Below are 26,896 nucleotides of genomic sequence, written 5' to 3'. Positions count from 1 at the left end.
GATGCTATGGCGTGGCCGCTGCCCGGCCAGCTCCCCGCAAGAAGCTGTGCCTAATTCTGAAAGCAGCGGATTTTAGCAAGTAATGGCGCGAATTGTAGTGGCTTTTGAGTCGAATTGGTTGGGTGCTTATAACAATTTGCGCAGGGCGTAGAGTTGTTCCAGCGCCTGGCGCGGGGTCAGGTCGTCCGGATCCAGGGACTTCAGTGCCTCAACCGCCGGGTGCGGGGCGCTGCCAAACAGGTCGACCTGTGCGGGGGCGGCGGGCTTTGCTGGCGCAGCGGGGGATTTTGCCGCTTGTGATGGCGTTGGCGCCGGCTCTGGTGCTGCTGGTTGCACGGCTTTCTGCGCTGGTGCGCCGGGGCCAGAGTCGCGGGTGGTGTGGCCTGCTTCCAGGGCGGCGAGCCGCGCCTTGGCTTCGTCCAGTACTTCCTGCGGAATACCAGCCAGCTTGGCAACCTGCAATCCGTAGCTCTTGGACGCGGGGCCCTCCTGAATGCGGTGCAGAAACACGATGGAATCCCCGTGCTCGGTGGCGTTCAGGTGGATGTTGGCCGCCTCCGAGCACTGCTGCGGCAGTTCGGTCAGCTCGAAATAGTGGGTGGCGAACAGGGTAAAGGCGCGCACCCGGTCGGCCAGAAACTGGGCGCAGGCCCAGGCCAGCGACAGCCCGTCGTAGGTACTGGTGCCACGGCCGATCTCGTCCATCAGGATCAGGCTGTGTTCACTGGCGTTGCGCAGGATATTCGCCGTTTCGGTCATCTCCACCATGAATGTGGAGCGTCCACCGGCGAGGTCGTCGGCACTGCCGATACGGGTAAATATGCGGTCCAGCAGACCGATGCGGGCGCTGTCGGCGGGCACGAAACTGCCGCAGTGGGCGAGCAGGGCGATCAGCGCGGTCTGGCGCATATAGGTCGACTTACCACCCATGTTGGGGCCGGTGATTACCAGCATGCGGCGGGATGCGTGCAGGTCGATGTCGTTGGCCACAAACGGGTCGTCGAGTACCTGTTCCACCACCGGGTGACGACCGCCCTCGACATGGATACCCGGTTTTTCCGACAGCTCCGGTTGGGTCAAACGCAGCTGGTCCGCGCGCTCGGCCATATTGGCGAGGACGTCCAGCTGGGAGACTGCCGCGGCCGCGGTCTGAAGCTCAGCGAGGTGTTCGTTCAGAATGGTGATCAGTTCCTCGTACAGGAACTTTTCTCGGGCAAGAGCGCGGCTCTTGGCCGACAGTGCCTTGTCTTCAAACTCCTTCAGCTCGGGCGTGATAAAGCGCTCGGCATTTTTCAGGGTCTGGCGCCGGATATAGTCCGCGGGGGCTTTGTCACTCTGGCCGCGGCTGATTTCGATAAAGTAGCCGTGTACCCGGTTGTATCCCACTTTTAACGTCGGGATACCGGTGCGCTCTTTCTCGCGCACTTCCAGCTGCACCAAATAGTCACCGGCGTTTTCGCTGATGCCGCGCAGCTCGTCCAGATCCTCGTCATAGCCGTCGGCGATCACGCCGCCCTCGCGGATGACTACTGGCGGGTTCTCCACCAACGCGCGCTGCAGCAACTCGACCGTTTGTGGCCACTCACCCATCTCCCGGCTCAACTGACCGAGTAATGGTGCATCGGTCTCACTGAGCTGGCTCTGCAGCTCGGGAAACTGGGCCAGGGACATACCCAGGCGCGACAGGTCGCGGGGGCGGGCGGAGCGCAGGGCCAGGCGGCCGAGTATGCGTTCCATATCGCCAATGGGTTTGAGCGCATCGCGCAGTGGCTCGAAGCGGTAGTCGCCAATCAGCGCGGCAATCGCCTGTTGGCGTTGCTGCAGCGTGGAGAGGTTGCGCAGGGGGTTGTTGAGCCAGCGGCGCAACAGGCGACTGCCCATGGCGGTTTTACACGCATCGAAAACTGACAGCAGGGTATTGTCATCGCCGCCGTTAAGGTTGCTGTCGATTTCCAGGTTGCGGCGGCTGGCGGGGTCCAGGGCCACGGTGTCTTCACTGCGTTCAGTGCGCAGGGTGCGAATGTGGGGCAGTTCGGTGCGCTGGGTATCGCGCGCGTATTGTAGCAGGCAACCCGCGGCACACAGGGCCGCATGCATTTGGCTGCAGCCGAAGGCCTCGAGGTCCATGGTGCCGAACTGGCGGTTCAGCAGACGCAGGGCGCTTTCCAGGTCGAATTCCCAGGGCGCGCGGCGGCGCATACCCGGACGGCGCTCTATCTCCGCGGGCAGGGTCAGGTCTTCAGAGACCAGCAACTCGGTGGGGCTGTAGCGCTGTACCTGTTCGGTTAACGCTTCCAGGGATTCCACTTCCTGCACCGCAAAATGTCCGGTGCCCACGTCCAGTAGCGCCAGGCCAAATTTGTCGCCCAACAGCACGGTCGCGGCCAGCAGGTTGTCCCGGCGTTCGTTCAGCAGCGCCTCGTCGGTCACGGTGCCCGGGGTAACGATGCGCACTACCTTGCGCTCCACCGGTCCTTTTGTCGTGGCCGGGTCGCCAAACTGCTCGGCAATGGCCACCGACACACCGGCTTTGATCAACCGTGCCAGGTAGCCCTCCGCCGCATGGTAGGGAATTCCTGCCATGGGAATCGGCTGACCCCCGGACTTGCCGCGGGCGGTAAGGGTCACATCCAACAGTTCCGCCGCCCGCTTGGCGTCGTCGTAGAACAGCTCGTAGAAGTCACCCATGCGGTAAAACACCAGCTCCTGGGGGTGCTCGGCCTTGATCCGCAAATACTGGACCATCATTGGCGTATGTTCGGGTTTCTGGTTCTTATTGGCAGCGGCAGTTGCGGGCATTGGATTTGATAATTCTTTTAAAATCAGGGAGTTGTGGTGTTGACTGGGAGGCGCACCGAACGGGTATCGGCACTGCTCAAGCTGGCGCAGAGGATACCAAACGTGGGGGTAAACCACTATTGGCGCGTGAGTGTGGCGGGTATAGCGGGTGGGTAAGGGTGGCGAAGAAGGTTACGGAAAAGGGACCGTTGGGTCGGGATGAGGAGCATCCGTATAATGGTGGACTTTCCACATCCTCAGGAATCGCAATCAGCATATGAAATATATCTTAGGTGCCTACGCCACAGCTCCCGTTTCGGACAGCTGGCAACCGGAGTTGCAGGAGTCCTATCTGAATGGCATCAAGCAGATAGAGAATATCCGGGGTATCGAGCATCCGTTTACTGGCCAGTTGCATGCCCACGATGACGAATGGTTCCTCCGCAATATTGATCCCGACTGGAGCTTTGTGTTCACCGGCGTCCCGGGCGTCATGGAGCGGCTGGCTAAGGACGGCACCTTTGGTATCGCCTCTGATGTCGAGTCAGGGCGTACTGCCGGAATCGATTTTTACCGGCAAATGCATGCCGCGGTGATCAAACTCAATGGCCACCTGGGGCGAAAAGCCGTTGAAACTATCCAGTTGCATACCAGCCCCAACCGCACAGCGTCCCCATCGTCCTCCGATGCTCTCAAGCGCTCTCTGGAAGAAATTGTATCCTGGGACTGGGATGGCGCCGGCTTGGTGATTGAGCATTGCGATGCGTTTGTTGAAGGCTTGAAACCTGAAAAGGGCTTTTTGACGCTTGAGGAAGAAATAGAATCCATTCTTGCGGTTAATCAACAGTGCGGCAGTAACTTGGGGCTTTCTATTAACTGGGGGCGCTCGGCCCTGGAAACGCGCAGCATCGAGGGCCCGCTGGAGCATCTTCGTATTGCGCGAGAGGCCGGGCTACTGCGTGGTCTGATGTTCTCAGGGATTTCTGATTGTGATACACCCTACGGTGTCTGGCGTGATACCCATATGCCACCGGCCGAAATTTTTCCCGGTGGGCATTTTGCAAATGGATCATTACTCACTCGTGATCAAATAGCTTTGAGTCTGGAAGTTGCAGAGTGGCAAAGGCTCGATTTTATTGGAGCGAAAATCGGCGTGCGCCCGCAAGCGTTGGATGGGCCCACCCGGGTAGCCTACAACCGGGACTGCCTGGCCGCGCTGGATTTACTGATATCTGGGCGGTGATGTACAGGGCCGGCCATTGACCGGCCTTTTTTTTGCGTTTTTGATCGCGCTTCAGGTTGAAGTACCCAGTGCTATTTGCTGGCTTTCCGTTTCCCGTCTTTACAGTAATTAACCGCTTTTCCGCCCTCCGTCGCTTTAGCTTACAAATGAGATGCATTATCATCTCGTTCTTTGACTATTCAGACTCGGGAACAGGAATCCGGCATCCGTGGCAATTTCTTTCGGAACCGTGCGTCAGTGGCACTGGATCAGCTCTGCGGTGTGCCTGGTCGGGATACTGCTGTTTGCCATTACTGGCATCACCCTCAATCACGCAGGCGAGATACCGGCCACACCAAAGCTGGTGAGCCACGAGCTGGTTGTGCCCGAGGCGCTGATTCAGGATTGGCGGCCTGCCGAACTCGTGGAACCGCATTTGCCCGCTGATTTGATCGAGTGGCTGGCTGAGGAACATCGCATCCTCGTCCCTCGTCGGCATCGTGGTGACTGGGATGACGGTGAATTTTATATTGCCATGCCGAAACCCGGCGGCGATGCCTGGCTGTCGCTGGTTCCCGAGACTGGCGAGCTGATTTTTGAAAGCACTGATCGCGGTTGGATCGCGTATTTCAATGACCTGCACAAGGGCCGGGATACCGGCAGCGCCTGGCGCTGGTACCTGGATGTCTTTGCGGTCGCCTGCGTAGTCTTCTGTTTGACGGGCTTCTGGCTGCTTTGGCAGCAGTCTAGCAGAAGGGTTTCCACCTGGCCGATTACGGCATTGGGGGTGTTGATTCCGCTGGTGATTGCCCTCGTATTTATTCACTAACTCTATCGACGATCGGGAAAAGACATGGAAATGAAGTTGTTCAAAAAGCTGGTGGCCGTTGCGCTGTTTGGCCTGTGTGCGGCGAGCGCTGTTCAGGCTGAGAGCCTGAAAGTAAGCATCGAAATCCCGCGCCTCAATGTGGCGGAATACCACAACCCCTATGTGGCGGTATGGCTGGAGGATGAATCCCGCAAAGCGACCCAGATTGCCGTGTGGTATGACCTGGAGATGCGCAACAACGAAGGCGAAAAATGGCTCAAGGATTTGCGCCAGTGGTGGCGCCGTGGCGGGCGCGGACTGGATGTTCCGGTGGACGGTATCACCTCCGCCACCTATGGCCCCGGTGAACACGCGCTGGAAGTGGCTATCGCCGACAGCGATCTCGCCAAGTTGGCGCCGGGCAAATATCGCCTGCGTATTGAGGCAGCACGGGAAGTGGGCGGTCGTGAGCTGATCGAAATCCCCCTTACCTGGCCACTGGAAAAATCCAGCTTGCCACTGTCTGCCAAAGGAAAAGAAGAGCTGGGCAGCATTCAGGTTGCTCTGCTGCCCTAACGAGTTACTCGATAGTTTCTCGATAGTTATTTGCCCGACCGCCAATCTATATAAAGAAAGGACATTCTGATGAAACACTCCTCCCTCGGTAAAGTTTTACTGGCCGGCCTCATGACTGCCGGCGTCGCCATGCAGGCGCAAGCACACCGCGCCTGGATTCTGCCCAGCTCCACGGTACTTTCTGGTGAGGCGCCCTACGTTACGTTTGATGCGGCCGTATCCAATACGATTTTCTTCCCGGATCACGTTGCCATGGGAATTGAGTCTGTGACCGCAATTGCGCCCAATGGCGAATCGGTTGCACTGGAAAATGGCGCCAGAGGCAAATACCGCAGTACGTTTGATCTGCAGTTGAAAGGTGAGGGTACCTACCGGGTTGGACTGGCTTCTTCCGGTCTCCGCGCTGTGTGGAAAGATGAAGAGGGCAAGCGCCATATGTGGCCGGGCCGCGGTCAACAGGCGAACGATGCGGACTTCGCAACGGCCGTGCCCAAAAATGCCAAAGAGCTGCGGGTTACCCAGAGCTCCCGCCGTATTGAAACGTTCGTTACCTTGGGCGCGCCTTCGGACTCGGTACTTAAGCCCCTGGGTGTTGGCCTGGAACTGGTGCCGGTGACGCATCCGAACGACCTCTACGCCGGAGAGAGCGCAAACTTCAAACTGTTGATTGATGGCGAACCGGCAAAAAATGCCGAAGTCATGTTGATCCCCGGTGGCAGCCGTTACCGTGACAGCCAGGATGAAATCAAGGTGAAGGCGGATGCCGCTGGCCTGTTCAGCGTCACCTGGCCGAGTGCGGGGCAGTACTTTATGGAAGCAGAATACGAAGACGGTAAAGCCAAGGCACCGGCGACCAGTCGCCGCGGTTCCTACACCGCAACCTTCGAAGTGCTGCCACTGTAACCATTGAAAATCCGTCGTAAATCGGGAGTCAGCGGGTGACAGAATTCCAGCGCCTGGCGATCGCACTGAGCTGCACCTTGCTCTGGCTCCTGTGGGTCCTGATTCTTGTAGTGCGCCACCGCCACACGCTGGAGGCGACCCGTCGCCTCCAGCTGTCGCAAAAGGCCGGCGGTGTACTCATCGCCTATGCCAGCCAGAGCGGTACTGCCGCTACGCTGGCTCGCCAGAGCGCAGCCCACCTGGAGCCTTCGCAGGCGGTTACGGTGCTGCCGTTGAGCCAGGTATCTTCTGAGGCACTACAAGCCGCGAAAAAAGCCCTGTTTGTAGTTGCCACATATGGGGAAGGGGAGGCGCCGGATAACGGTCAGCGCTTCGCCAGAAATTACCTCAGTGGCGGCAGCGCTGCCGGACTGGACCTCTCCCACCTTTCTTATGCCGTTGTCGCCCTGGGTGACAGTACCTACGAGCGCTTCTGTGCCTTTGGGCAACTGCTGTTCGATGGCATGGCGCAGCTGGGTGCGAAAGCGCTGGAGCCAATACACAAGGTCGACGGTGCCCGCGGTGATACCAGCGGCGTTGCCAGTGCCATGCCAGCCTGGTTCAGCGCGCCTGAGCCTGAGGAGGTCGGCAATGCAATCAGCAGGTCCAGTATCTGGTGGCGACTGGCTGGGCGGCGTTTGCTTAACCCCGGCAGTCCAGGGGCGCCTCTATTTGAGTTGACGCTGCGGGCGGTGAACGACTGGCCCAAGTGGCGCGCGGGCGATGTGTTTGTTCTGCAGCCCCGCCAGGAGCGGGCGCAGGTGTCCCACTGGCTTGCGCGGCAACAATTGGATGGCAGCCAGTGGATTGCCGTCGGCGGTCGCGGCCAGACGCTACAGGCCTGGTTGCGCGATCGCGCACTGCCGGAAGCGGAGTTTGACCGGGACAAGCTGCTGCGGGGGGACTTTTCCGAGTTCCCGCTGTTGCCCGCGCGCGAGTATTCCGTGGCTTCCTGCCGTGAAGAGGGCGCTGTGAAACTGATCGTGCGGCAGCAATGTAGCAAGGATGGGCAACTGGGGCTGGGTTCCGGCTGGTTGACGGAGTTCTGCGAAACCGGCGAGCTGTTTGCCGGCAGCCTGCGGGAAAACGGTAATTGCCACACCCCGGATCACCAGCGTCCCATACTGTTGATCGGTGCCGGTAGTGGCCTTGCCGGGCTGCGGGCGCAGCTGGCAGAGCGCGCCGCACAGGTAAATCCGGGGCCAGCCTGGCTGCTGTTTGGCGAGCGCTGCCCGGAAGCTGACCGGCCACTGGCTGCGGAGCTGGAGGCCTGGCACAAGCGTGGAACCCTGGTCCGCTGTGACCGGGTCTTTTCCCGCGGCGGGAAATCCGAATATCGCTATGTACAGGAATTTCTCGCGGCACAAGAAGAATCATTGCGCGCCTTTATTGCTCTCGGCGCGGACATCTATGTGTGTGGCAATCGCGCCGGTATGGGTGAGGGTGTGCACAAAGTGCTCCAGCAATTACTGGGCGAGCGGGAGCTTGAAGCACTGCTGGAATCCGGGCGCTACCGGCGAGACCTGTACTGAATCCGGCTTTTCCTTTAGGGTCTTAAAACTAGGGTCTGGAAAAACCAATAACAGGAGTGGGCCATGTGTGACGAGCTGAACAGTAAGGATGCGGAAACCTATTTTCTGCAGCGTGGACTCGGTAAGGGCGTGAGTCGCCGGGGTTTCGGGCGTTTGGGCGTCGGCGCTGGCCTGTTGGCCATCTTGCCCTGGTCTGTTTCTGCGCAAAGCGGGGCAGAGAGCGGGGTTAAGGTAACTGAGGGCAAGGTAATGGTGCCCACCCCGGATGGCGAGGCCGACTGTTATTTTGTGCACCCCGCGGAAGGGCACCACCCCGCCGTCATTCTATGGCCAGATATTTTCGGCATGCGCCGCGCCTTCCGTGACATGGGCAAGCGCCTGGCTCAGTCCGGGTACGCGGTGCTGGTGGTAAACCCCTATTACCGAACTATGAAGGGCCAGCTGGTACCGGACGATGCCAAAATTATCGGGCCGGAATTGCGCAAAACCATCTTCCCGAAAGGCCGCGAGCTGGCGGGCACCTTGTCCCCGGAAACCTGCGTGACGGACGGAAAAGCATTTGTTGCCTGGCTCGACAAGCAGGCAGCGGTAGACCCTGCGAAGAAGGTCGGTACTGCCGGATACTGCATGACGGGTTCCTATACGTTCCGCCTGGCTGCGGCCATGCCGGAGCGCATTGGTGCCGGTGCCTCTTTTCATGGCGGTGGCCTGGTTACCGAGGCCAGCGACAGCCCCCATCGGCTGGTGCCGAAGATACAAGCGGGGTTTCTGGTGGCCATTGCCGAAAACGATGACGAGCGCCAGCCGGAAGCAAAGGATGCGCTGCGTGAAGCCTTCGAGGCCACTGGGCTGGATGCCACTGTGGAAGTCTACGAGGGCGCGATGCATGGCTGGTGCCCACCGGATTCTATGGCCTATAACCAGGCGCAGGCAGAGCGCGCCTGGCTGGGAATGCTTAAGCTATTCGGCCAACGCCTTGCCTGATATTTTCGTTGAGGCGGGTGCGTTGCGCGATTGTAGCGTTCCTGAAAGCCCTGTAATTTTTCATTACTGAAATATTGTTTTTCGGATGTTGGCCGCCCTGAAAAGGGCGGCTTTTTTACGCTCAAACAGGGGCCTTCAATAATATTTCTTGCGGTAGGCGTAGGGGGTATAGCCGGTCCATTTGCGAAAGGCACGAATAAACGTACTGGATTCCGCAAAGCCGGTGAGAAGGGCCACCTGCTCAACGGACATGTCCGGGTTGGCCAGATGCTGCATGGCAACGTCCCGCCGCAATTGTTCCTTCAGCTCCCCATAACCAATACCTTCGTCGCTCAATTGCTGGCGCAGTTTTTTCGGGCTGCTGCCGAGGGCTTCGGCAACGCCGACCAGGGTGGGCATCTCAATCATATTCTGACGCAACAGCGAGCGGGTTCTACCGATCCAGCTTTGCAGGTTGTAATTGCCGAGCAACAGATTCCGCTGCGGGTTGCGCAGAAAGGTGTCCAGGGTTTCCTGAGTCTGCCTTACCGGTTTTTGCAGCAGATCCCGCTTGAATTGCAGTTCACAATGATCGGCGGAAAACTGAATCGGCGTGCCGAGAAAAATCGCGCGGTATTCCCGCGCGTGCTCAGGTTCGTCGTAGTTCAGGGTTACCAGGTTGATTCTCAAGTTGTGGCGGGTCAGCCAGGAGGCGAAGCGATGCAGCCCAAACATGACCAGCTCAAAGGCGTAGGGCTCCGGTTGTGGCTGATTACCCCAAAGGGAGAAACGCAGTATCGCCTGGTCGCCATCGAGCAGCAGTTGAGGTTTCAGGCCGCGCTCGATCATGCCGTAAAAATGGCAGTAACGTTTGAGTGCCTGGCCCAGGTTACGGGTGTGAATCATCCAGTGGGAGAGGGCTGCGCCGGTGCCGAGTTTCATTGGCGGTTGGGTGTAGCCGAGGATCTCGTCACCCATTTCGCGCATGGCGAGGGTCTGCAGGTCGGCGTACTGCCGTGCGCTGACGCGGGCCGTTTCGTCCTGCAATATTTTGGGGGGGATACCGCAACGCTGTAGCAGTCGGCTTACGCTGAGCCCCTGTTCGGGCGCGTAGCGCAACACGGCGTGTAGAAACGAAACCGGGATGGAGAAATCCTGCATCGGGCACCTTCAATGTGGCTTCCCGCCATTTTGTGTAATGGGAACAAAATGTCAATTTTTGGGGTTTGATGTTCTTGTTGGAACAGGTTTGGCCACACCATAATGGATAAAAGGTTCATATTTAATCGAGTGTTGGCCTAAGCCGGCGGTATCGGGCAGCAGGCATTCGCCATTTTGAGATCAGGTTAGAACAACAGGATTCAGCGATGACTCACACAGCCTATATCTACGATGCGATCCGCACCCCGCGGGGCAAGGGCAAAAAGGATGGCTCACTGCACGAGGTAAAACCGGTGGCGCTGGGGGCGGGGCTGCTGCGGGAGCTGCAGAGCCGTTACGACCTGGACACCAGCCGTGTGGACGATGTGGTGATGGGGTGTGTCTCTCCGGTCGGCGAACAGGGGGGCGACATCGCCAAGACCATAGTGCAGTTCGCAGACTGGGATGAAAGCGTGGCCGGGGTTCAATTGGACCGTTTCTGTGCCTCCGGTCTGGAAGCCGTCAATATCGCAGCGATGAAAATTGCTTCCGGCTGGGAAGATCTGGTGGTTGCCGGCGGAGTTGAATCCATGTCGCGGGTGCCCATGGGAGTTGCCGGAGGTGCCTGGCTGAACGACCCGGAAGTGAATGTACACGACGGCACCGTTCCTCAGGGAATCGGTGCCGATACCATCGCCACCATTGAAGGTTGGGATCGCACTGCCGTAGACAGTTACGCACTGGCGTCACAGCAGCGCGCGGCAAAGGCCCAGAGCGAAGGTTATTTCGACCGCTCCGTGGTGCCGGTAAAAGACCTGAATGGCATGACTATTCTCGCTCGGGATGAATTCATCAAGCCCAACACTACCCTCGAGGTGCTCGGCCAATTAAAACCTTCTTTCGCACCCATGGGCAGTATCGGGTTTGACGATCTGATGTTGCGCAAGTACCCCCATTTGCCCGCCGTGAATCACGTGCACACACCGGGCAATTCCTCCGGCATTGTGGACGGTGCCTCCGCGGTGTTGATCGGCAGTGAAAAAGCCGGTAACGACCTCGGCCTTCAACCCCGCGGTCGAATTGTGGCCACTGGGGTGCTGGCCACCGATCCCACCATCATGCTGGTAGGTCCGGGGCCTGCGGCGAAAAAAGCTCTGGCAAAAGCGGGTATGACGACCAAAGACATAGACCTGTTTGAAATCAATGAAGCCTTTGCTGCAGTGGCGCTACGCTTTATGAAAGATCTGGATATCTCTCACGAAATCACCAACGTTAACGGTGGCGCCATCGCCCTGGGGCACCCATTGGGCGCCACTGGGGCCATGCTGGTGGGCACCATGCTAGACGAGCTGGAACGCCGCAATCTCAAGCGCGGCCTGGTGGCCCTCTGCGTCGGCGGTGGTCAGGGTATTGCCACCATCATCGAGCGGGTTTGACTTGCACGCAAATACGGGTGAGCGGAGAACAAATTCAGAACAGGGCTAAGACAATGGCTGATAAATACCACGGCTTCATCTACGAAAAAGACAGCAACGGCATAGTGACGGTTACCATGAATATGGATGGCCCGGTCAATGCCATGAACAAGCAGTACCGCACCGCGATGGCGGAAACCCTCGATCGCCTGGAAAAAGAGACGGAACTGACCGGGGTTGTTATCGCCTCCGGCAAAAGCACCTTCTTTGCTGGCGGCGATCTCAAGGCGCTTTCCAGTGTTGCGCCCGGCGGTGAGCCGGAACAGTTTGAAATGATCGAGTCGGGCATCAAGGCACCCCTGCGCCGCCTGGAAAAATTGCCGGTGCCAGTGGTGGCGGCAATCAATGGCGCAGCCCTCGGCGGCGGACTGGAAATCTGTCTCGCGTGCAATCATCGCATTGCCTGGAATTCTCCCAAGGTTTCCATTGGTCTGCCTGAAGTCACCCTGGGGTTGCTACCCGGCGGCGGCGGTGTAGTGCGTTCCATTCATATGCTGGGTTTGGAAAAAGCGTTGCCAATTTTGCTGGAAGGCAAGCATATGAAGGCCGGTGATGCGCATAAGGCGGGGCTGGTAGATCAGTTAATCGAGGTGGCCGAAGATCTGGTCAGTGCTGCGAAATCCTGGATTGCAGAAAATCCACAGGCCGCGGTTCAGCCTTGGGACCACAAGGGCCACAAGGTACCCGGTGGCGATATCTGGAGCCCCAAGATCAACGCCATTCTCTCCAGTGCCCCGGCGATGCTCTTCAAGAAAACTCGCGGCCTGTTGCCTGCACCGGAAAAAATTCTCGATGTGGCGGCCCAGGCGGTAACGGTAGATATCGATACCGCCCTGCGCTATGAGTCCCGCGCGCTGGCCTATCTGATTACCACACCCGAGGCGGTGAATTTGATCACCACCGGCTTTTTCCAGATGAACAGTGTCAAGAGCGGAGCCAGCCGACCGAAGAAAATTGAAAAGACCACGGTTAAAAAAGTCGGCATTCTCGGTGCCGGCATGATGGGGCAGGGCATCGCCTATGCATCCGCCCGCAGTGGTATCGAGGTGGTACTGAAAGACATCAGTGTGGTGGCGGCGGAAAAAGGCAAATCCTATTCTGCGAAGCTGATGGACAAACAGATAGAGCGCGGCCGTGCCTCTGAACAGGATAAGCAGCAGTTATTGAACCTGATTAAGGCGACGGATCAATACGAGGATCTGCAGGGCTGTGATCTGATTGTGGAAGCGGTGTTCGAGAATATTGAACTCAAGAGCAAGGTCACTCGGGAGGCTGAACCTTATCTCACTGAGACTGGGGTGTTTGGCTCCAATACTTCGACCTTGCCGATCAGCCAGTTGGCTGAGGTGAGTAAAAGACCGGAAAACTTTATCGGTATCCACTTTTTCTCGCCCGTGGATAAAATGCCCCTGATTGAAATTATCTGTGGTGAACAGACCAGCGACGAGGCCCTGGCCAAAGCGTTTGACTACGCCCAGCAGATCGGCAAAACCCCCATTGTGGTGAATGACTCCCTCGGCTTTTTCACCTCGCGGGTGTTCAGTACCTTCCTCGACGAAGGCGCGCGCTTGCTGGTAGAGGGGTTAGATCCGGTGCTGATTGATGCCATGGGCAAACAGGTGGGGATGCCGGTGGGGCCGCTCACTATTCAGGATGAAGTCAGCCAGGAGCTGACCCGCAAGGTTGCGGAAACCCATCGCGAGATGGGTGTGTTGGGGGCCAAGGGTGACAATAGCTGTAACATCGAAGTGTGTGAGCGCCTGATCAGCGAATTTGACCGCGGTGGCCGCTATCACGGTGGTGGCTATTACGAGTATGGCGAAGATGGCAGCAAGTCCGTCTGGCCAAAACTGTACGAGCTGTACATGCGGGAAGACGTAAATCTGCCCAATGATGATATCAAGGACCGGCTTTTGTTCCGTCAGGTTATTGAAAGCCTCAAGTGCCTGCAGGAAGGGGTATTGCGCAGCGTGGCTGATGGCAATGTGGGATCGCTGCTGGGAATCGGCGCACCCATGTGGACCGGCGGCTTTATCCAGTTCGTCAATACTTACGGCCTGCGACGATTTATCAATCGCGCCAATGCGCTGGCTGTGCAGTATGGTGATCGCTTCCTGCCGCCGACTATCGTGGCGGAAACCCTGGCGAAAGGTGAAAGCTTCAAGTGATCTTCGCATAGACGAGGGGCGCCTGGTTCCGCAACCCGGGCGCGCTATCGCCAACGGTACCAATGTCGCAATTTTTGACCTGAATGACACCAGAGGTGTTGCAGTGGCCGAGTCGCTCGGTGAGCGGGCCATCTTTTGCAAGGTCAATGTGGTCGATGAAACCTCGGTGGTTGAGGCCATGACCCGGGTGATTGGGATCCTCGGTCTGAATGGAGGCGGTTATGGGTGTACTGAGCGGATTTAAAGTCATTGAATTGGTGGGTATGGGACCTTGCCCCATGGCGGGTATGCTGCTTGCGGATATGGGGGCAGAGGTGATCTGTGTGGATCGCACTCTTAAGCCTGATCCCATGTATGCCAAGGATATGAGTCGACGCGGTAAAAAATCGGTCGTGCTTGATCTCAAGAGTGACAGCGGTCGCGAGATTTTTCTCAAACTGGTGGCCACCGCGGATGTGCTCATCGAAGGCTTCCGTCCGGGGGTGATGGAAAAACTGGGTATCGGCCCGGATGAATGCCACAGGATAAACCCGGAACTGATTTACGGGCGCATGACTGGCTGGGGCCAGCAGGGGCCTCTGGCACGGAATGCCGGGCACGATATCAATTACATTGCGCTCACCGGCGCACTGCATGCCATCGGCCGCAAAGGGGAGAAGCCGGTAGTGCCGCTAAACTTGGTGGGTGATTTTGGCGGCGGCACCCTGTTTCTGGTTATGGGCATTCTCGGTGCGCTGCTGGAAACCGGTCGCTCTGGCAAAGGGCAGGTAGTGGATGCGGCCATGGTGGACGGTGTAGCGAATCTGATGTGGATGTGTCACAGCTTCCACGCGGCGGGCCTGTGGAATCTGGAAGAGCGGGAAAGCAATATCCTCGATGGTGCTGCATTTTTTTATGATACCTACGAGACCGCTGACGGAAAATATCTGGCACTGGGAGCCATAGAGCCGCACTTTTTTACCGAATTTGTAGAGTTGATGGGGCTGGACAAGACCACCTTTAACAATGCCGCGCAGAATGAGCCAGGCCAGTGGCGCACCCTGAAAAATGTATTGGCGGAACGTTTTCGCCAGAAGACCCGCGACGACTGGTGTGCGCTACTTGAAAACACCGATGCTTGCGTTTCTCCGGTGCTGAGTGCTGACGAGGCTCCGCAACATTCACACAACAGTGCTCGCAACAGCTATATCCCCATTGATGGATATCTGCAGCCGGCGCCGGCGCCGCGGTTCAGCCGCACTCCGTCAAGCGTGTTACACGGTCGACGTCGGGCGGGCGCAGATACGCGCGCGGTTCTCGCGGGGCTGGGGTTTCGCGCGGAGGAATTAGATCAACTGGAACAACAGGGAATCGCGGCCAGTACCAGCTCTCGGGAATCTGTGTGACGGGAGCCTGGGCAATGAAGTTATTTGAAACGTTTTTTACCGAGTGAGCGATCGCATAGCCATCATTACCCTGTTTCAAAGGTGGCGTCTGGAATTGCGCTAGGCGGTGGGCAAGTCCAGTAATGACGATGGTGTGCGGGAGACGATTGAATCGGTGGCGCGAATGGTTCTGTGATTGGCGGCCCGGGCTTTGCTGGGTTACTTTCTCCCAGGAACTTTAGAATGAATCGGATTACACAATAGTGAGAAACGCCATGCAAAAACTCACCTGGGTTGTCGCCTGCCTGATGCTGGTTAGCGTTTGTGCAGACGCGCAAAAGCCGGAGACACCAACCTTTGCCATCGCCATTCACGGTGGCGCCGGCACCATTGAAAAATCGAAAATGACACCGGAAAAGGAACGCGACTACCGCGCCAAATTGGAGGAGGCAATCAATGCCGGCTACGGCGTGCTGGAAAAGGGCGGCTCTAGCCTGGACGCGGTAGTGGCGGCGATCAACATTCTTGAAGATTCACCCCTGTTCAATGCGGGCAAAGGGGCAGTATTTACCTATGAAGGCACCCACGAACTGGATGCCTCCATTATGGACGGTCGCGACCGCCAGGCAGGCGCCGTTGCCGGAGTACAGCACATCGCCAACCCCATCAACCTTGCGCGGATGGTGATGGAGGACTCGCCGTTTGTGATGCTTTCGGGGGAGGGGGCAGAAGCATTTGCCAAAAGTCGCGGTGTGCCTATGGTCGACAACCGGGATTTTGATACCCCGCAACGGCGGGAGCAGTTGGAGCGTGCCAGGGAAAAACTGAAAAAAGAAAACAAGCAGGACAAGGATTACCAAGCGGCGGTAGAGGCGTTACCGGCAGCGTTCAAAATGGGTACCGTGGGTGCGGTGGCGCTGGACAAACACGGGAACCTGGCTGCCGGTACTTCCACCGGCGGAATGACCGCCAAGCGTTACGGGCGTATCGGCGACTCCCCGGTAATCGGCGCCGGCACCTTCGCAGACAATAACTCCTGTGCCGTTTCTGCCACTGGCCACGGCGAGTACTTTATCCGCTACAACGTGGCGGCGGACATCTGTACCCGTGTTGCCTACCAGAACAAGTCCGTCGCGCAGGCGGCGGATGAAGTGATCAACCAGGTGTTGCTTCCGGTGGGGGGCACTGGCGGTGTCATCGTGCTGGATGCCAAGGGCAATATCGCATTGACCTTCAACACGTCGGGTATGTATCGGGGAAGCCGGGTGGCCGGACAGGCCGCCGAGGTGGCGATCTTCGGCAGCGACTGAGCACTGCATTGGTGCGGCTTGAAGGATGGCGTCCCCGGCCCGACTCGAACGGGCAGTCCGGACTTAGGAGGTCCGTGGTTTATCCGGTTAACCGACGGGGACGTGCTGCCCGAGTGGGCAGGGCGGCCATTCTAGCGCTTGGCGCGCCAGCTGTCATGGGCGCAAATCCAGACCCCACTCTTTGCTTTCAATCTCACCACTACTGCCAACTCCATCGGCTCGCCCAATATTGTGTAACCAGCGGTAACGCCGGAACAGTTTTGGTTACCGCAGTGCTCCGCTGACTGCCGGTGCTCTCCGGGATCATTCTGGGGAAAAACTGTCGCGAACTGGTAACAAATTGCAGGTATTTTTGCGCCAGTTGCGGTGCTTGTATGGAGACCTTTTCGCCGGTCCCTGATGCCTTTCCGGGGAACTATGTAACCCTGAGAAATGCCCCGTTTCCGCAACAAAAAAGTTGCTTGACCGGAAAAGCGATAGCTGGCTAATCTGCGATTGCACAACAAAAACAGACAAAGTGTTTCTGCCCTGGCAGATCGAGATTGTGGAGTTTTCTATGAGCGGCAACGTTATCGAAAATGACATGGATTTTGATGAATCCGAATCTTCTTTGGCAGAAGATGTTCTGCTGATTCCCAACAGTCCCAGGGATGCCCGCCGGATGGTCGAAGACAAGCTGGAGGAAATGCGTCTCAGAAGGGAGCTGATGGATTTTCAGTACGACTTCTAAGCCGGGTGGTTTTTTAATCAGGTCAATTTACACGCACCGGGTCCGGCCCGGGTACAGATGAAATTCTGTCGGGTAGCCTTCGGTAATACCACGACAGGTAGAAAAGGGTGCCATTGGCACCCTTTTCCAATTTGGGGGTTCTAATTTGGGGTGGAGGAGAGACTCTGCAACGGTGGTTGAATGTCCCCTGGGGTTCCACCCAAAGGACCGGTTTGCAGGTGTACCAGCGAGGTGTATATTGGTCGGGCCGATAACGGATTTCCGCATCGGTCGTCAACTGGATGAATTGGGAAGGGGCAGAAAAAGGACCTTCAGATGGTGGTTTCCGAGAGGTTTGAAAACCGGGTTACTTCGGAAGTTTCTGACAGCGGGGAAGCGCTGGTTATCCGTGTGGTCGGTAACTTTGACTTTAACTTGCACCGGGAATTTCAGCGGGCCTATCGCAATGTGGCACCGCCTCCCAAAGTTTTTCTGGTAGACCTTTCCGCAACCGATCATCTCGACAGTGCTGCCCTGGGTATGCTTCTGTTATTGCGTGACTACTGTGTGGAAATGGGTCGAGAAGGCTTTCAGCCCAGGGTTGAGCTGATGAATGCCAATGCCCATGTCTCCCACATTCTATCGGTGTCCAATTTCGACCGAATTTTTAGCATTCGCTGATCCCTTCCTACATGTCTGCGTTCCAGGTTCTCATAGTCGAAAGCGATGCCCGCGAGGGGGCAGCGCTGCGCCAGATCATCCACAACTGGCAATACACCAGCGCCAGCGGCAGCGCACTTCCAGCGTCGGTGCAGCTTGTCCCGGGTAGCATCGAGGCGCTGGAGATCTATGAAGAGTTTGCGCCCAATTTACTGATTTTTGGGCCGCGGGCAGCCAGAAATACCAGCAGTGACGAAATCCGGCAGTTGCGCCAGTGCACGGGGATTGAGCCGGTACCGATTCTCTTCGTTCTGGAGGAATCGGATGTCGGAGCCGAGGTAACCTTTTTACAGGATTGCGACGACATCCTCACCAAGCCATACAGCCCGGCGCTGGTGGAGCTCAAGCTGGCCTCCATTCGCCGGTTCTGCGAGTTCAGCCGCTCTCTGATGGCGCAGCGGGACCGGTTGCGTCGTCACCACGCCGACTTCCTTCAGGAGCAGGCCAACGCGCGGGAAATTTTCGGTAACCTCGGTAATGAGAGCTGCCTGGATGACACGCCCGCAATTCGCTATCACCTTTCTCCCCGCGCGGTTCTTAACGGCGATTTGCTGGCGGCCACACATGCGCCGGATGGCAAATTGGTGCTGATGTTGGGAGATTTTGCGGGTCACGGCCTTGCGGCAGCGGTGGGGGCGGTGCCCCTCACGTCAATTTTCTATTCGATGGTGCCGCGCGGCTTCTCCATGGCGCGGGTTCTGCGGGAGATCAACCGCAAACTCTACGGCATCCTGCCGCGGCAGATGTTCTGCTGCCTGGTCATGCTGGAACTGGATCCCCGACGCCAGCACTTGCGGATTTTGAATGCGGGCATGCCGAGCCCCTGCCTGAAGCGCCAAAGTGGTGAATTGCACCTGCTGGAGTCCCGCCACCTGCCATTTGGCGTGCTTTCTAGCGATCAGATCGATGCGGCAGTGGTCAACCTGCGGGTCCTTCCCGGTGACCGGCTGTACCTTTGGAGTGACGGCATTCACGAGGCACGCAACAGTAAAGGGGAGCACTTCGGTGAGTCGCGGTTGTTGCAGCTGCTGCAGGCCGATGGCGGGAATGGCTCTCAGGCATTCGATCAAATTCTGGTGGCGGTGAACGCGCATGCTGCTGAGCAGCATGACGATCTTTCCCTGGTCGAACTGGATCTGACGGATGCCTCCCTGCGGAGACGGGGTTACTCGGCAATGGATCCCTCTGGGGATCGCCGTGGCGGGCGTGTTGGACAGTGGTCGCTCAATTTCAGGCTCTCGCAGGAGGAGCTGCGCGCGGCCGATCCGCTGCCGCATCTTTTGAGTGTGGTCGGGCAGATGCCTGGCGCAGCCCGGTTTCAGGAGGACCTCGCCATTGCGTTGGGCGAGTTGTTCCGCAATGCACTGGAGCACGGCGTATTGGAGCTGGATTCCTCCATCAAGAGCACCGATGACGGTTTTATTCGCTATTACGACTTGCTGGCAGAGCGCCGCAGCCGCCTGAGTGACGGATGGGTGAGTATTTCGGTGCACTGTAGTGAGCACAAAACCGGCGGCCTCCTGACCTTGACGGTGGAAGACAGCGGCACGGGTTTTCCGGAGGTTCGTGCGCCGAGGGGCATCTATTCCGGGCGCGGTCTGGACTTATTGCAGACTGTTTGTCGTCAAGTGCACTACGCGCCGGGAAGCAGCCGGGTTGAGGCCGAGATCGCCTGGGGTGACGGTGATGGCAGTGCCAGTGACGACGGGAAAACCATGCAAAGCCCGTCAGTGCCGGTATAATACCGATTAGTTTTTCATCAGTTGCGGTGGGCAATGGCCTCAGAATCCCGAGAATACCCTGGTGGTTGTTGTCCCGCCGGGCAGTCGTTGATTGCGCGCGATCTCTCTTGCGAGCGGGACGGACGCCTGCTGTTTGCTGACCTCAATTTCACCCTGGCGCCGGGCACCGCCCTGCAGGTAGAGGGTGCCAATGGTGCCGGCAAAAGCACCCTGATCCGTACCTTGATCGGCAGCGCTAGCGACTTCCGGGGCGAAATTTGCTGGGGTGAACAAGCTTACCCGCGCGCGCTGACTGCCATGCGCGCCTCTCTTCTGTATATCGGGCACAACGCCGGCGTCCGCCGCGGACTCACGCCACTGGAAAACCTGGCCTGGTACGGTGCGACCCACGGTGATGCAATGGCGGCGCTCGAGCAGGTCGGGCTTTACGGCTTTGAAGATCTTCTCTGTCAGCAGCTGTCTGCCGGGCAAAACCGGCGGGTGGCTTTGGCGCGCTTGTATCTGCCAGGTGCTCAACCCCTGTGGATTCTGGATGAGCCACTGGCGGCGCTCGATGTTGCGGGTGTTGCCAGTCTGGAAGCGCAGATGAATCGACACCTTGAGCAGGGCGGGAGCCTGTTGCTGACATCGCACCAGCCGGTCGGGATTGCGCCACTGGCAAAGGTCAACCTGGCGGATTTCCAGCCCCAACAGAGCGATCTGGAGGTGGCCTATGGAGACTGAGCAGCTGGCGACGCCTTTATCGGCTTCCAAATCCTCTTCCACATCCAACCCTGCAGACACTGGGGCGTCCGGGATCAATTTGTCTTCCGCGAAATCAATACCGGTGGCGAATCCGGTACACGTTCCGGGGTTCCATACCCTGTTTCGAACCGAACTGACACTGGCGGTGCGGCGCCGCTCGGAAATCGTCAATCCGCTGCTGTTCTTCGTGACCGTTCTGGCGATGATGCCCCTGGGGATAGGGCCTGAGCCGGAAATGCTGGCGCGCATGGCGGCGGGGTTGATCTGGGTAATGGCTTTGCTGGCGACCCTGTTATCGCAGGAGTCACTATTTCGCGGTGATTATGAAGACGGTTCACTGGAGCAGTTGGCCCTGCAGGCTCAGCCGCTGTATTTCCCGGTACTGGCCAAGGTGCTGGTGCACTGGATGGTGACCGGTTTGCCGTTGGCGGTTCTGTCGCCGTTGCTGGGAATGATGTTGAACCTGGACGCCGCAGGTTACTGGCCCCTGATGGTCTCCCTGGCCCTGGGCACCGCCAGCCTCAGCCTGATTGGTGCCGTGGGCGCGGCACTCACGGTGGCATTGCGGCGGCCGGGCCTGTTGCTGGCGTTGATCATTATGCCCCTTTATGTGCCCGTGTTAATCTTTGGCACTGGAACAGTGCAGGCGGCGCTGGATGGCTACAGCTACGGCCCGCAACTGGCCATTCTCGGGGCCATACTGACCGCTGCGGCAGCACTGGCACCACTGGCTGCTGCGGGTGCTATCCGCATCAGCTTGGAAAACTGATTCTTTTCCGCACTTTATGGCGCCATGCGGTGCGCCATTTGGGTGAGAAAAGGACATAGGAGAAAGAAATTGTCCTGGCAATGGTTTCACAGATTAGGATCGCCGCGCTGGTTTTATCAGAAAACCAGTGCCTGGCTGCCGTGGTTGGGTGCTGTCAGCCTGCTATTACTGGCCGTAGGCTGCGTCTGGGGGCTCGGGTTTGCGCCGCAAGACGCTAAGCAGGGCAACAGCTACCGCATCATCTATATCCATGTGCCGGCGGCGTTCCTCGCCCTGGCCGGCTATTACATCATGGCAATCTGCGGTGCCATCGGCCTGATCTGGAAAATGAAGCTGTCGTTTGTGGTCATGCGTGCGGCGGCGCCTATCGGAGCGGCGCTGACCTTCATCTCGCTGTTCACCGGTGCCGTGTGGGGCAAGCCCACCTGGGGCACTTACTGGGTATGGGATGCGCGCATTACCTCCATGTTGCTGCTGTTCTTCCTCTACCTGGGGGTGATGGCCCTGTCCGGTGCTTTCAGCCGTGAGCAATCTGGCGATAAGGCCAGTGCACTGTTGGCACTGGTGGGCACGGTGAATATCCCGATCATTTACAAGTCTGTTGACTGGTGGTTCACCTTGCACCAGCCCGCCACCCTCAAGCTCACCGAAGCCAGCACCATCGATCCGAGTATGTTCTACCCGTTGATCACCATGATCGCCGGGTTTTACCTTTTTTATGCCTGGGTGCTGACCCTGCACACCCGCACCCTGATCCTGCAGCGCGAGTGGCGGACCCAGTGGGTGCGTGAGCTCATGGGGCAGCCCGCAGCGCAATCCAGCAGCGCAGCCAGGGCCTGAGGACGCAACCATGCAATTTCAATTTGATGGTTTGGCCAGTTTCCTGGCCATGAACGGACACGGCCCCTATGTCTGGGCCTCCTACGGAGTGGCCATTCTGGTACTGGGCACCCTGGCCGTCGCGCCTCTGCTGCGCCAGCGCAAGATGCGGCAGGAATTTGCCCGCCAGCTGCGCCAGGAAGAAGCCCGCCGCAGAGCCAAGGCGAGCCGCGAACAGCAGCCACAACCGGAACCGGCGGGCTGAACCCTTCCGCCAACCGAACTTTATTGATTAAGCAGGACAAGCATGCATCCAGCCCGTAAACAGCGCCTGATTCTGGTGCTCCTCCTGGTGGCACTCTCCAGTGCCGCTATTGGTTTTGTGACCTACGCCATGCGCTCGAACATGGACTATTTCTATGCGCCCAGCGCCTTTGCTGCCGGCGAAGTGCCATTTGAAAAGCGCATCCGGGCCGGTGGCTGCGTGGTACCCGGCAGTATCGTGCGCGACGGCAATTCACTCGATGTGAAATTTGCCATCACCGATGGCGAAGCCGAGCTGGAAGTGGTGTTCGACAAAATCCTGCCGGACCTTTTTGCCGAAGGTGAGGCTGCGGTTGTGACCGGCAAGCTTGAGCAGGGCGGTTATGTGCGCGCGGATCAGGTACTGGCGAAGCACGATGAGTCCTATACGCCACCGGAAGTGGCTGAGTCCATGCGCGGCGAAGTGACCTGTCAAGGGGGCGCCAAGATATGAGTCCTGAGCTGGGGCACTTCGCCCTGATTGTCGGCCTGTTGCTATCGGTGGCGCTGTCGTTAGTGCCAATCCTGGGCACCTATACCGGCCGGGTTTTGTGGATGGATACCGCTCGCCCCCTGTCATTGGGGGTGTTGACGTTTACCGCGCTGGCGTTTGTATGCCTGACGGTCGCCTTTGTGAACAGCGATTTTACCGTTGCCTACGTCGCCCAGAATTCCAACAGCATTCTGCCGATGGTGTACAAGGTGACGGCGGTCTGGGGTGGCCACGAGGGGTCAATCCTGCTGTGGTTGCTGATGCTCGCAGGCTGGACGGCGGCGGTGGCCCTGTTCAGCCGGCAGTTACCGGCGGTGCTGGTGGCTCGAGTGCTCTCGGTGCTGGGAATGCTGCTGATCGGTTTTTTCCTGTTCATCCTGCTTACATCCAATCCCTTTGACCGCATCCTGCCATTTCCGCCGGCGGATGGGGGCGACCTCAACCCGCTGCTGCAGGACCCGGGGATGATCATTCACCCGCCGCTTCTGTATATGGGGTATGTGGGTTTCTCGGTGGCTTTTGCCTTTGCCATCGCGGCACTGCTGGAGGGCAAACTCGATGCCGCCTGGGCCCGTTGGGCGCGCCCATGGACCGCGGTTGCCTGGTCTTTCCTCACCCTCGGTATCGCGTTGGGTAGCTGGTGGGCCTACTACGAGCTGGGTTGGGGCGGCTGGTGGTTCTGGGATCCAGTGGAGAATGCCTCCTTTATGCCCTGGCTGGTGGGCACCGCATTACTGCACTCACTGGCGGTTACCGAGAAGCGCGGACTCTTCCGCAGCTGGACCATTCTGCTGTCTATTTTTGCGTTCAGCCTGAGCCTGCTGGGAACCTTCCTGGTGCGCTCCGGTGTGCTGACCTCGGTGCACGCGTTTGCTACTGACCCGCTGCGCGGTGGTTTTATCCTGGCGTTCCTGGCCATCGTGGTGGGGGCTTCGCTACTTCTCTTTGCCCTGCGTGCACCCGCAGTAAGTGCCGGCAGCGTTTTTTCTTTCCGCGCGCGGGAGACTTTCCTGCTGGGTAATAACCTGGTGCTGGTGCTGATCATGGGGATGGTGCTCACGGGCACGCTCTACCCTCTGCTGGCGGACGCGCTTGGCTGGGGCAAAATCAGTGTTGGGCCGCCGTTCTTCAATCTGTTTTTTGTACCTCTGATGCTGGTGCTCTGCGTTTTGCTGGGCATGGGTATCCATGCAAACTGGAAAGACAGCCAGCTGCCCAAACTGGTGAAAGCCTGGAGTTTGCCGGCACTGGTCGCCGCAATCGGCGCTCCGCTGCTCACGCTGCTGGCCGGGGATTTTCACTGGGGCGCCATGCTCGGGTTGTTTGCCGGTTTGTGGGTCATTGCTGCCAGCGTGGCCGATATCCTGGCTAAGTCTCGCAATGCCGACTCCCTGTGGTCGGGCTTGAAGCGCCAGCGGGCCAGCTATTACGGTATGCATCTTGGCCATATTGGCCTCGCGCTTTCCGTGCTGGGCGTTGCGCTGACTTCCGTCTACAGCATTGAGAAAGACTTGCGGATGTCACCGGGGCAGAGCGCGGAAATGTCCGGTTTCGAATTCACCTTTGAGGGTGTGCGTCAGGTGAGGGGCCCCAATTACCGCGCTTCCGAAGGTGTGGTTGTGGTTCGCCGGAACGGTAAGGTTACCGCCGAGTTGCACCCGCAAAAACGCCAGTACCTGTCGGGTGGCAATGTGATGACCGAGGCAGCCATCGACACTACGCTGTTCCGCGACCTCTATGTCGCTCTGGGCGATCCGCTGGATAAAAGCCATATCGGTGGCGACTGGGCGGTGCGCCTGCAGTACAAAGCTTTCGTTGTCTGGATCTGGTTGGGTGCAGCGTTGATGGCTCTGGGTGGGGCAATCGCCGTTGCCGACAAGCGGTACCGCAAAGTGAAAGTAGCGCAGGCCAGCAAGGCGTCTGCGGTGGGCGGCCGCTCTCTCGCGGGAACTTGAGTCGCAGCAAGTCTGCGGCGTCTTATTCTGTCGGCTGCGCAGGCTTGCGTGGGTGTGGCCGGGAAGGCCGAAAAGAAGTAACTGGGAACACAAACCTGATGGCAAGGTTGAAACTTTTTTTACCGCTGATCATCTTCGCTGCGCTGGCAGTACTTTTCTGGCGTGGCCTGTCCCTGAACCCTCAGGATATGCCGTCGGCACTACTGAACAAGCCGGTGCCGGAGTTTGCGCTGCTGGATGTGGAGTCCAATCGTGAGCTGAAGAAGTCGGACCTCCCGCAAAAGCCGTTGCTGTTGAATGTGTGGGCGACCTGGTGTGTTTCCTGCCGGGTGGAGCATCCGTACCTGAACAAGCTGGCGGAAGAGGGGGTGCCGATCGTCGGTATCAATCTCAAAGACGAAAACGAAGCTGCGCAGAAATGGCTGGAAAAATTCCACAACCCCTACCTGTTTTCCGTGTCTGATGAGGAAGGGCGCCTGGCCATGGATCTCGGTGTTTTTGGCGCGCCGGAGACTTTCCTGGTGGACGCCGGCGGCACCATTCGCTGTAAACATGTGGGTGTAGTCGATGACCGCATCTGGCAGACCAAGCTACAGCCGTTGTACGAGCGCTTACAAACACAAGCCTGGGATGAGTTTTCCGGTGAGCTATCAGATTCCCTGCTCTCCCGTTGTCACTGAAACCGAAGAAAAGAAGAGCCGCTTTATCTGCTGGTTGGGGCCAGTAACCGATAAAGCGGCTTTTTTGCGTGTGCTGGAAAAAGTCCGCAGTGAGTATCCGGACGCCTCCCATCACTGTACCGCGCTGGTCATCGGTAATCCTTCCAACCCCGATACTATGCAGGCCGATGACGATGGTGAGCCCGGCGGAAGTGCCGGTCGGCCAATGCTGGAGCTATTGCTGAAGCAGGGGGTTGGCAATGTGGGCGCGATAGTGACTCGCTACTTTGGCGGCACCAAGCTAGGAGTAGGGGGCTTGATGCGGGCCTACCGCGGAGCGGTCGGCGCAGCCCTGCAGCAGGCGGAATTGAAAACATTTATCCCGTTGATCAATGCAGAGGTCTGTTGCGATTTTTCGGAAGAGTCGCGAGTGCGTTTTCTCACCTCTCAGCACCTGGGCAGCTGTAACGACGCCGCTTACAGTGACAAAGTGCAGTTGCCGATCCAGTTGCCCGCCGATCAGTGGCCCGCGCTCAAGGCACAGCTGCAGGCCGAAGGCATTGCGTGCAAGACGCTGGAGCCCCACTAGAAACCAGGCTGCCAGTAGCGATTCAGGCTGAAGTCTGGGTTGCTGTCGCCGATGCAATAATGTCTTCCGGTTTTACCCCTTCACTCAGTAATCTCGCGCCCCCCGGCAGCACCAGTGCTGATCCGGTGGCCATTGCCACCCGTTTGCCTTCTGCGTTCAGGATTTCGCAGGAGGAAACCCGCAGCTGCCGACCGCGGTGATGTACTTTGCCTGTCAGTGTTAATGGGCCCGAGTCAATATTGGCCGGGCGGGTAAAGCGAATATGCATGTCCAGGTTCGCGAAAATATCCCCGGCAGGCAGGGTCGAATAGACCGCAGCACCCATGGTGAAATCTGCCGCCCAGGCCAGCAGCCCGCCATTGATCGAGAAACTCCCGTTGGAAAACCAGGGTGACGAGGGGAGTGTTGATTGGCATACCCCATCATCAATTTGTGTGGCGCGATAGCCAGTGAAGTTCCAGATGGGATGTGAGCGCCCCTCGCGAATGGTCGCGCGCTGCAGTTCAATCGGGATGGCGTCCCCGAATTCACTCAAGGTACAGAAGTCCGATGGAGGCACGGGGCGGAGATAAGGGTCCTGCGGGTTGGTTGGTCCTAAATCTGGCGGCGGAAATTGTTCACTTTGATCCACCGGGAAGTCTGCAATCAGGCAGCGGGAACTTCCGAAGGCGAGGGTACGCCCCAGGTGGTCACTGATGCGCACCGTAGACAGGCCCACCTGGCTCCCCGAGTGCACGGTTTCTGCATGGCCAATAATGCTTGAGGTCTGCTCCGTTAGTGGACGCACATAACTGATATTGAGCTCCGATGTGGTCAATACCTTGGCGGGAGGAAGTGTGGTCCAGATCGCAGAGGCCAGCGGTGAATCCGCAAACAGTGCGTAAATTCCGCCCCAGTAAACCCCGGTGCCGTCCGCCAGCCAGGGGGTTACGGGCATGGAAAAAGTGGCCTTTCCCAGCCCGGCCTCGGTGGGGTGCATGCCGGTGATTCGCCAGATTGGTGGTAGGGGAAGGTCACCGTGTATGTAGCGCCTGAAGGTATCCAGCCCCGGTTGCTGCAGAGCCCGCAGATCGGCGATAGCGCCGCGGTAAGGTTCGTCGGTGATGTTCGCCATTA

The 26,896-nt window shown here is 58.4% G+C and carries 25 protein-coding genes and 1 tRNA gene; 22 read left to right on the top strand and 4 right to left on the bottom strand.

Annotated features, from left to right (window positions below):
- Positions 1–126: 126 nt before the first annotated feature.
- The gene (gene mutS / locus GRX76_RS14575) at positions 127–2,799 is read right to left on the bottom strand and encodes a DNA mismatch repair protein MutS (RefSeq protein ID WP_160153981.1); all 2,673 of its coding nucleotides are present in this window, start codon (positions 2,797–2,799) and stop codon (positions 127–129) included.
- 256 nt (positions 2,800–3,055) lie between these two features.
- On the opposite strand from mutS, the gene GRX76_RS14570 reads away from it, so the two are divergent.
- The 6 genes from GRX76_RS14570 (at position 3,056) to GRX76_RS14545 (ending at position 8,842) form a co-directional block, all read left to right on the top strand.
- Positions 3,056–4,021 carry a DUF4862 family protein gene (locus GRX76_RS14570; RefSeq protein ID WP_160153980.1) on the top strand — a complete coding sequence of 322 codons (966 nt, stop codon included), beginning with the start codon at positions 3,056–3,058 and terminating at the stop codon, positions 4,019–4,021.
- A gap of 208 nt (positions 4,022–4,229) precedes the next feature.
- Positions 4,230–4,829, top strand: a complete 600-nt coding sequence (locus GRX76_RS14565) for a PepSY-associated TM helix domain-containing protein (RefSeq protein WP_160153979.1) — start codon at positions 4,230–4,232, stop codon at positions 4,827–4,829.
- A 24-nt stretch (positions 4,830–4,853) separates the two neighbouring features.
- The gene (locus tag GRX76_RS14560) at positions 4,854–5,384 is read left to right on the top strand and encodes a DUF2271 domain-containing protein (RefSeq protein ID WP_160153978.1); all 531 of its coding nucleotides are present in this window, start codon (positions 4,854–4,856) and stop codon (positions 5,382–5,384) included.
- Between the two features lie 69 nt (positions 5,385–5,453).
- Positions 5,454–6,287: a DUF4198 domain-containing protein gene (locus GRX76_RS14555; protein ID WP_160153977.1), complete on the top strand. Its 834-nt coding sequence runs from the start codon at positions 5,454–5,456 to the stop codon at positions 6,285–6,287.
- Between the two features lie 35 nt (positions 6,288–6,322).
- A complete protein-coding gene (locus GRX76_RS14550; RefSeq protein ID WP_160153976.1) occupies positions 6,323–7,858 on the top strand; it encodes an NADPH cytochrome P450 oxidoreductase family protein in 1,536 nt (511 codons plus the stop codon).
- A gap of 63 nt (positions 7,859–7,921) precedes the next feature.
- The gene (locus tag GRX76_RS14545) at positions 7,922–8,842 is read left to right on the top strand and encodes a dienelactone hydrolase family protein (protein WP_160153975.1); all 921 of its coding nucleotides are present in this window, start codon (positions 7,922–7,924) and stop codon (positions 8,840–8,842) included.
- 135 nt (positions 8,843–8,977) lie between these two features.
- Here GRX76_RS14545 and GRX76_RS14540 read toward each other — a convergent pair whose 3' ends face one another.
- Complete coding sequence (locus GRX76_RS14540) at positions 8,978–9,982, bottom strand: AraC family transcriptional regulator (RefSeq protein WP_160153974.1); 1,005 nt, start codon at positions 9,980–9,982, stop codon at positions 8,978–8,980.
- 206 nt (positions 9,983–10,188) lie between these two features.
- Here GRX76_RS14540 and GRX76_RS14535 point away from each other — a divergent pair, with 206 nt between their 5' ends.
- The 5 genes from GRX76_RS14535 to GRX76_RS14515 all read left to right on the top strand — a co-directional run bounded on the left by GRX76_RS14535 (position 10,189) and on the right by GRX76_RS14515 (position 16,278).
- Positions 10,189–11,397, top strand: a complete 1,209-nt coding sequence (locus GRX76_RS14535) for an acetyl-CoA C-acetyltransferase (protein WP_160153973.1) — start codon at positions 10,189–10,191, stop codon at positions 11,395–11,397.
- A 53-nt stretch (positions 11,398–11,450) separates the two neighbouring features.
- Entirely contained in the window at positions 11,451–13,604 is a 2,154-nt protein-coding gene (locus GRX76_RS14530) for a 3-hydroxyacyl-CoA dehydrogenase NAD-binding domain-containing protein (protein WP_160153972.1), read from the top strand.
- Positions 13,588–13,848 (top strand): hypothetical protein, encoded by a 261-nt coding sequence (locus tag GRX76_RS14525; RefSeq protein WP_160153971.1) that lies wholly within the window; start codon positions 13,588–13,590, stop codon positions 13,846–13,848. The genes GRX76_RS14530 and GRX76_RS14525 overlap by 17 nt, the downstream gene beginning before the upstream one ends.
- Positions 13,826–14,989 carry a CaiB/BaiF CoA-transferase family protein gene (locus tag GRX76_RS14520; protein ID WP_160153970.1) on the top strand — a complete coding sequence of 388 codons (1,164 nt, stop codon included), beginning with the start codon at positions 13,826–13,828 and terminating at the stop codon, positions 14,987–14,989. Before GRX76_RS14525 ends, GRX76_RS14520 begins: the two co-directional genes overlap by 23 nt.
- A 254-nt stretch (positions 14,990–15,243) precedes the next feature.
- Positions 15,244–16,278 (top strand): isoaspartyl peptidase/L-asparaginase family protein, encoded by a 1,035-nt coding sequence (locus GRX76_RS14515; protein WP_160153969.1) that lies wholly within the window; start codon positions 15,244–15,246, stop codon positions 16,276–16,278.
- Positions 16,279–16,304: 26 nt separating this feature from the next.
- Here GRX76_RS14515 and GRX76_RS14510 read toward each other — a convergent pair.
- A tRNA-Arg gene (locus GRX76_RS14510) sits at positions 16,305–16,380 on the bottom strand.
- Between the two features lie 454 nt (positions 16,381–16,834).
- Between GRX76_RS14510 and GRX76_RS14505 the strand changes: the two genes are divergently transcribed.
- The 11 genes from GRX76_RS14505 to GRX76_RS14455 all read left to right on the top strand — a co-directional run bounded on the left by GRX76_RS14505 (position 16,835) and on the right by GRX76_RS14455 (position 25,780).
- Complete coding sequence (locus GRX76_RS14505) at positions 16,835–17,008, top strand: PA3496 family putative envelope integrity protein (RefSeq protein ID WP_160153968.1); 174 nt, start codon at positions 16,835–16,837, stop codon at positions 17,006–17,008.
- A gap of 315 nt (positions 17,009–17,323) precedes the next feature.
- Positions 17,324–17,668 (top strand): STAS domain-containing protein, encoded by a 345-nt coding sequence (locus GRX76_RS14500; RefSeq protein WP_160153967.1) that lies wholly within the window; start codon positions 17,324–17,326, stop codon positions 17,666–17,668.
- 11 nt (positions 17,669–17,679) lie between these two features.
- Positions 17,680–19,449, top strand: a complete 1,770-nt coding sequence (locus tag GRX76_RS14495; protein ID WP_160153966.1) for a SpoIIE family protein phosphatase — start codon at positions 17,680–17,682, stop codon at positions 19,447–19,449.
- Positions 19,450–19,482: 33 nt separating this feature from the next.
- Positions 19,483–20,172 (top strand): cytochrome c biogenesis heme-transporting ATPase CcmA, encoded by a 690-nt coding sequence (gene ccmA / locus GRX76_RS14490; protein ID WP_160153965.1) that lies wholly within the window; start codon positions 19,483–19,485, stop codon positions 20,170–20,172.
- Positions 20,162–20,962 (top strand): heme exporter protein CcmB, encoded by an 801-nt coding sequence (gene ccmB / locus GRX76_RS14485; RefSeq protein ID WP_236250383.1) that lies wholly within the window; start codon positions 20,162–20,164, stop codon positions 20,960–20,962. Before ccmA ends, ccmB begins: the two co-directional genes overlap by 11 nt.
- Positions 20,963–21,031: 69 nt before the next feature.
- On the top strand, positions 21,032–21,802 hold the full coding sequence (locus GRX76_RS14480) for a heme ABC transporter permease (protein WP_160153964.1): 771 nt from the start codon (positions 21,032–21,034) through the stop codon (positions 21,800–21,802).
- A 10-nt stretch (positions 21,803–21,812) separates the two neighbouring features.
- Positions 21,813–22,046, top strand: a complete 234-nt coding sequence (ccmD, locus tag GRX76_RS14475; protein ID WP_160153963.1) for a heme exporter protein CcmD — start codon at positions 21,813–21,815, stop codon at positions 22,044–22,046.
- Between the two features lie 42 nt (positions 22,047–22,088).
- Positions 22,089–22,538, top strand: a complete 450-nt coding sequence (locus GRX76_RS14470; RefSeq protein ID WP_160153962.1) for a cytochrome c maturation protein CcmE — start codon at positions 22,089–22,091, stop codon at positions 22,536–22,538.
- Entirely contained in the window at positions 22,535–24,532 is a 1,998-nt protein-coding gene (locus GRX76_RS14465; RefSeq protein WP_160153961.1) for a heme lyase CcmF/NrfE family subunit, read from the top strand. The genes GRX76_RS14470 and GRX76_RS14465 overlap by 4 nt, the downstream gene beginning before the upstream one ends.
- A 98-nt stretch (positions 24,533–24,630) precedes the next feature.
- The gene (locus GRX76_RS14460) at positions 24,631–25,212 is read left to right on the top strand and encodes a DsbE family thiol:disulfide interchange protein (RefSeq protein ID WP_160153960.1); all 582 of its coding nucleotides are present in this window, start codon (positions 24,631–24,633) and stop codon (positions 25,210–25,212) included.
- Positions 25,175–25,780 carry a YigZ family protein gene (locus tag GRX76_RS14455; protein WP_236250382.1) on the top strand — a complete coding sequence of 202 codons (606 nt, stop codon included), beginning with the start codon at positions 25,175–25,177 and terminating at the stop codon, positions 25,778–25,780. The genes GRX76_RS14460 and GRX76_RS14455 overlap by 38 nt, the downstream gene beginning before the upstream one ends.
- A 22-nt stretch (positions 25,781–25,802) precedes the next feature.
- Here the strand turns inward: GRX76_RS14455 and GRX76_RS14450 are convergent, their stop codons facing one another.
- Entirely contained in the window at positions 25,803–26,894 is a 1,092-nt protein-coding gene (locus GRX76_RS14450) for a PaaI family thioesterase (protein WP_160153958.1), read from the bottom strand.
- Between the last annotated feature and the right edge of the window lie 2 nt (positions 26,895–26,896).

This window comes from Microbulbifer sp. ALW1 (assembly GCF_009903625.1).
Lineage (GTDB): Bacteria > Pseudomonadota > Gammaproteobacteria > Pseudomonadales > Cellvibrionaceae > Microbulbifer.
This window is presented reverse-complemented; position numbering and strand designations above follow the sequence as displayed.

Bases quoted from the DNA above. Each gene is read 5' to 3' on its own strand.
- GRX76_RS14465 (WP_160153961.1), top strand. From the start codon at position 22,535: ATGAGTCCTGAGCTGGGGCACTTCGCCCTGATTGTCGGCCTGTTGCTA.
- ccmB (WP_236250383.1), top strand. From the start codon at position 20,162: ATGGAGACTGAGCAGCTGGCGACGCCTTTATCGGCTTCCAAATCCTCT.
- GRX76_RS14530 (WP_160153972.1), top strand. From the start codon at position 11,451: ATGGCTGATAAATACCACGGCTTCATCTACGAAAAAGACAGCAACGGC.
- ccmA (WP_160153965.1), top strand. From the start codon at position 19,483: ATGGCCTCAGAATCCCGAGAATACCCTGGTGGTTGTTGTCCCGCCGGG.
- GRX76_RS14450 (WP_160153958.1), bottom strand. From the start codon at position 26,894: ATGGCGAACATCACCGACGAACCTTACCGCGGCGCTATCGCCGATCTG.
- GRX76_RS14500 (WP_160153967.1), top strand. From the start codon at position 17,324: ATGGTGGTTTCCGAGAGGTTTGAAAACCGGGTTACTTCGGAAGTTTCT.
- GRX76_RS14560 (WP_160153978.1), top strand. From the start codon at position 4,854: ATGGAAATGAAGTTGTTCAAAAAGCTGGTGGCCGTTGCGCTGTTTGGC.
- GRX76_RS14520 (WP_160153970.1), top strand. From the start codon at position 13,826: ATGGGTGTACTGAGCGGATTTAAAGTCATTGAATTGGTGGGTATGGGA.
- GRX76_RS14545 (WP_160153975.1), top strand. From the start codon at position 7,922: ATGTGTGACGAGCTGAACAGTAAGGATGCGGAAACCTATTTTCTGCAG.
- GRX76_RS14555 (WP_160153977.1), top strand. From the start codon at position 5,454: ATGAAACACTCCTCCCTCGGTAAAGTTTTACTGGCCGGCCTCATGACT.
- GRX76_RS14505 (WP_160153968.1), top strand. From the start codon at position 16,835: ATGAGCGGCAACGTTATCGAAAATGACATGGATTTTGATGAATCCGAA.
- GRX76_RS14515 (WP_160153969.1), top strand. From the start codon at position 15,244: ATGCAAAAACTCACCTGGGTTGTCGCCTGCCTGATGCTGGTTAGCGTT.
- GRX76_RS14495 (WP_160153966.1), top strand. From the start codon at position 17,680: ATGTCTGCGTTCCAGGTTCTCATAGTCGAAAGCGATGCCCGCGAGGGG.
- GRX76_RS14535 (WP_160153973.1), top strand. From the start codon at position 10,189: ATGACTCACACAGCCTATATCTACGATGCGATCCGCACCCCGCGGGGC.
- GRX76_RS14460 (WP_160153960.1), top strand. From the start codon at position 24,631: ATGGCAAGGTTGAAACTTTTTTTACCGCTGATCATCTTCGCTGCGCTG.
- GRX76_RS14570 (WP_160153980.1), top strand. From the start codon at position 3,056: ATGAAATATATCTTAGGTGCCTACGCCACAGCTCCCGTTTCGGACAGC.
- GRX76_RS14470 (WP_160153962.1), top strand. From the start codon at position 22,089: ATGCATCCAGCCCGTAAACAGCGCCTGATTCTGGTGCTCCTCCTGGTG.
- mutS (WP_160153981.1), bottom strand. From the start codon at position 2,799: ATGCCCGCAACTGCCGCTGCCAATAAGAACCAGAAACCCGAACATACG.
- ccmD (WP_160153963.1), top strand. From the start codon at position 21,813: ATGCAATTTCAATTTGATGGTTTGGCCAGTTTCCTGGCCATGAACGGA.
- GRX76_RS14540 (WP_160153974.1), bottom strand. From the start codon at position 9,982: ATGCAGGATTTCTCCATCCCGGTTTCGTTTCTACACGCCGTGTTGCGC.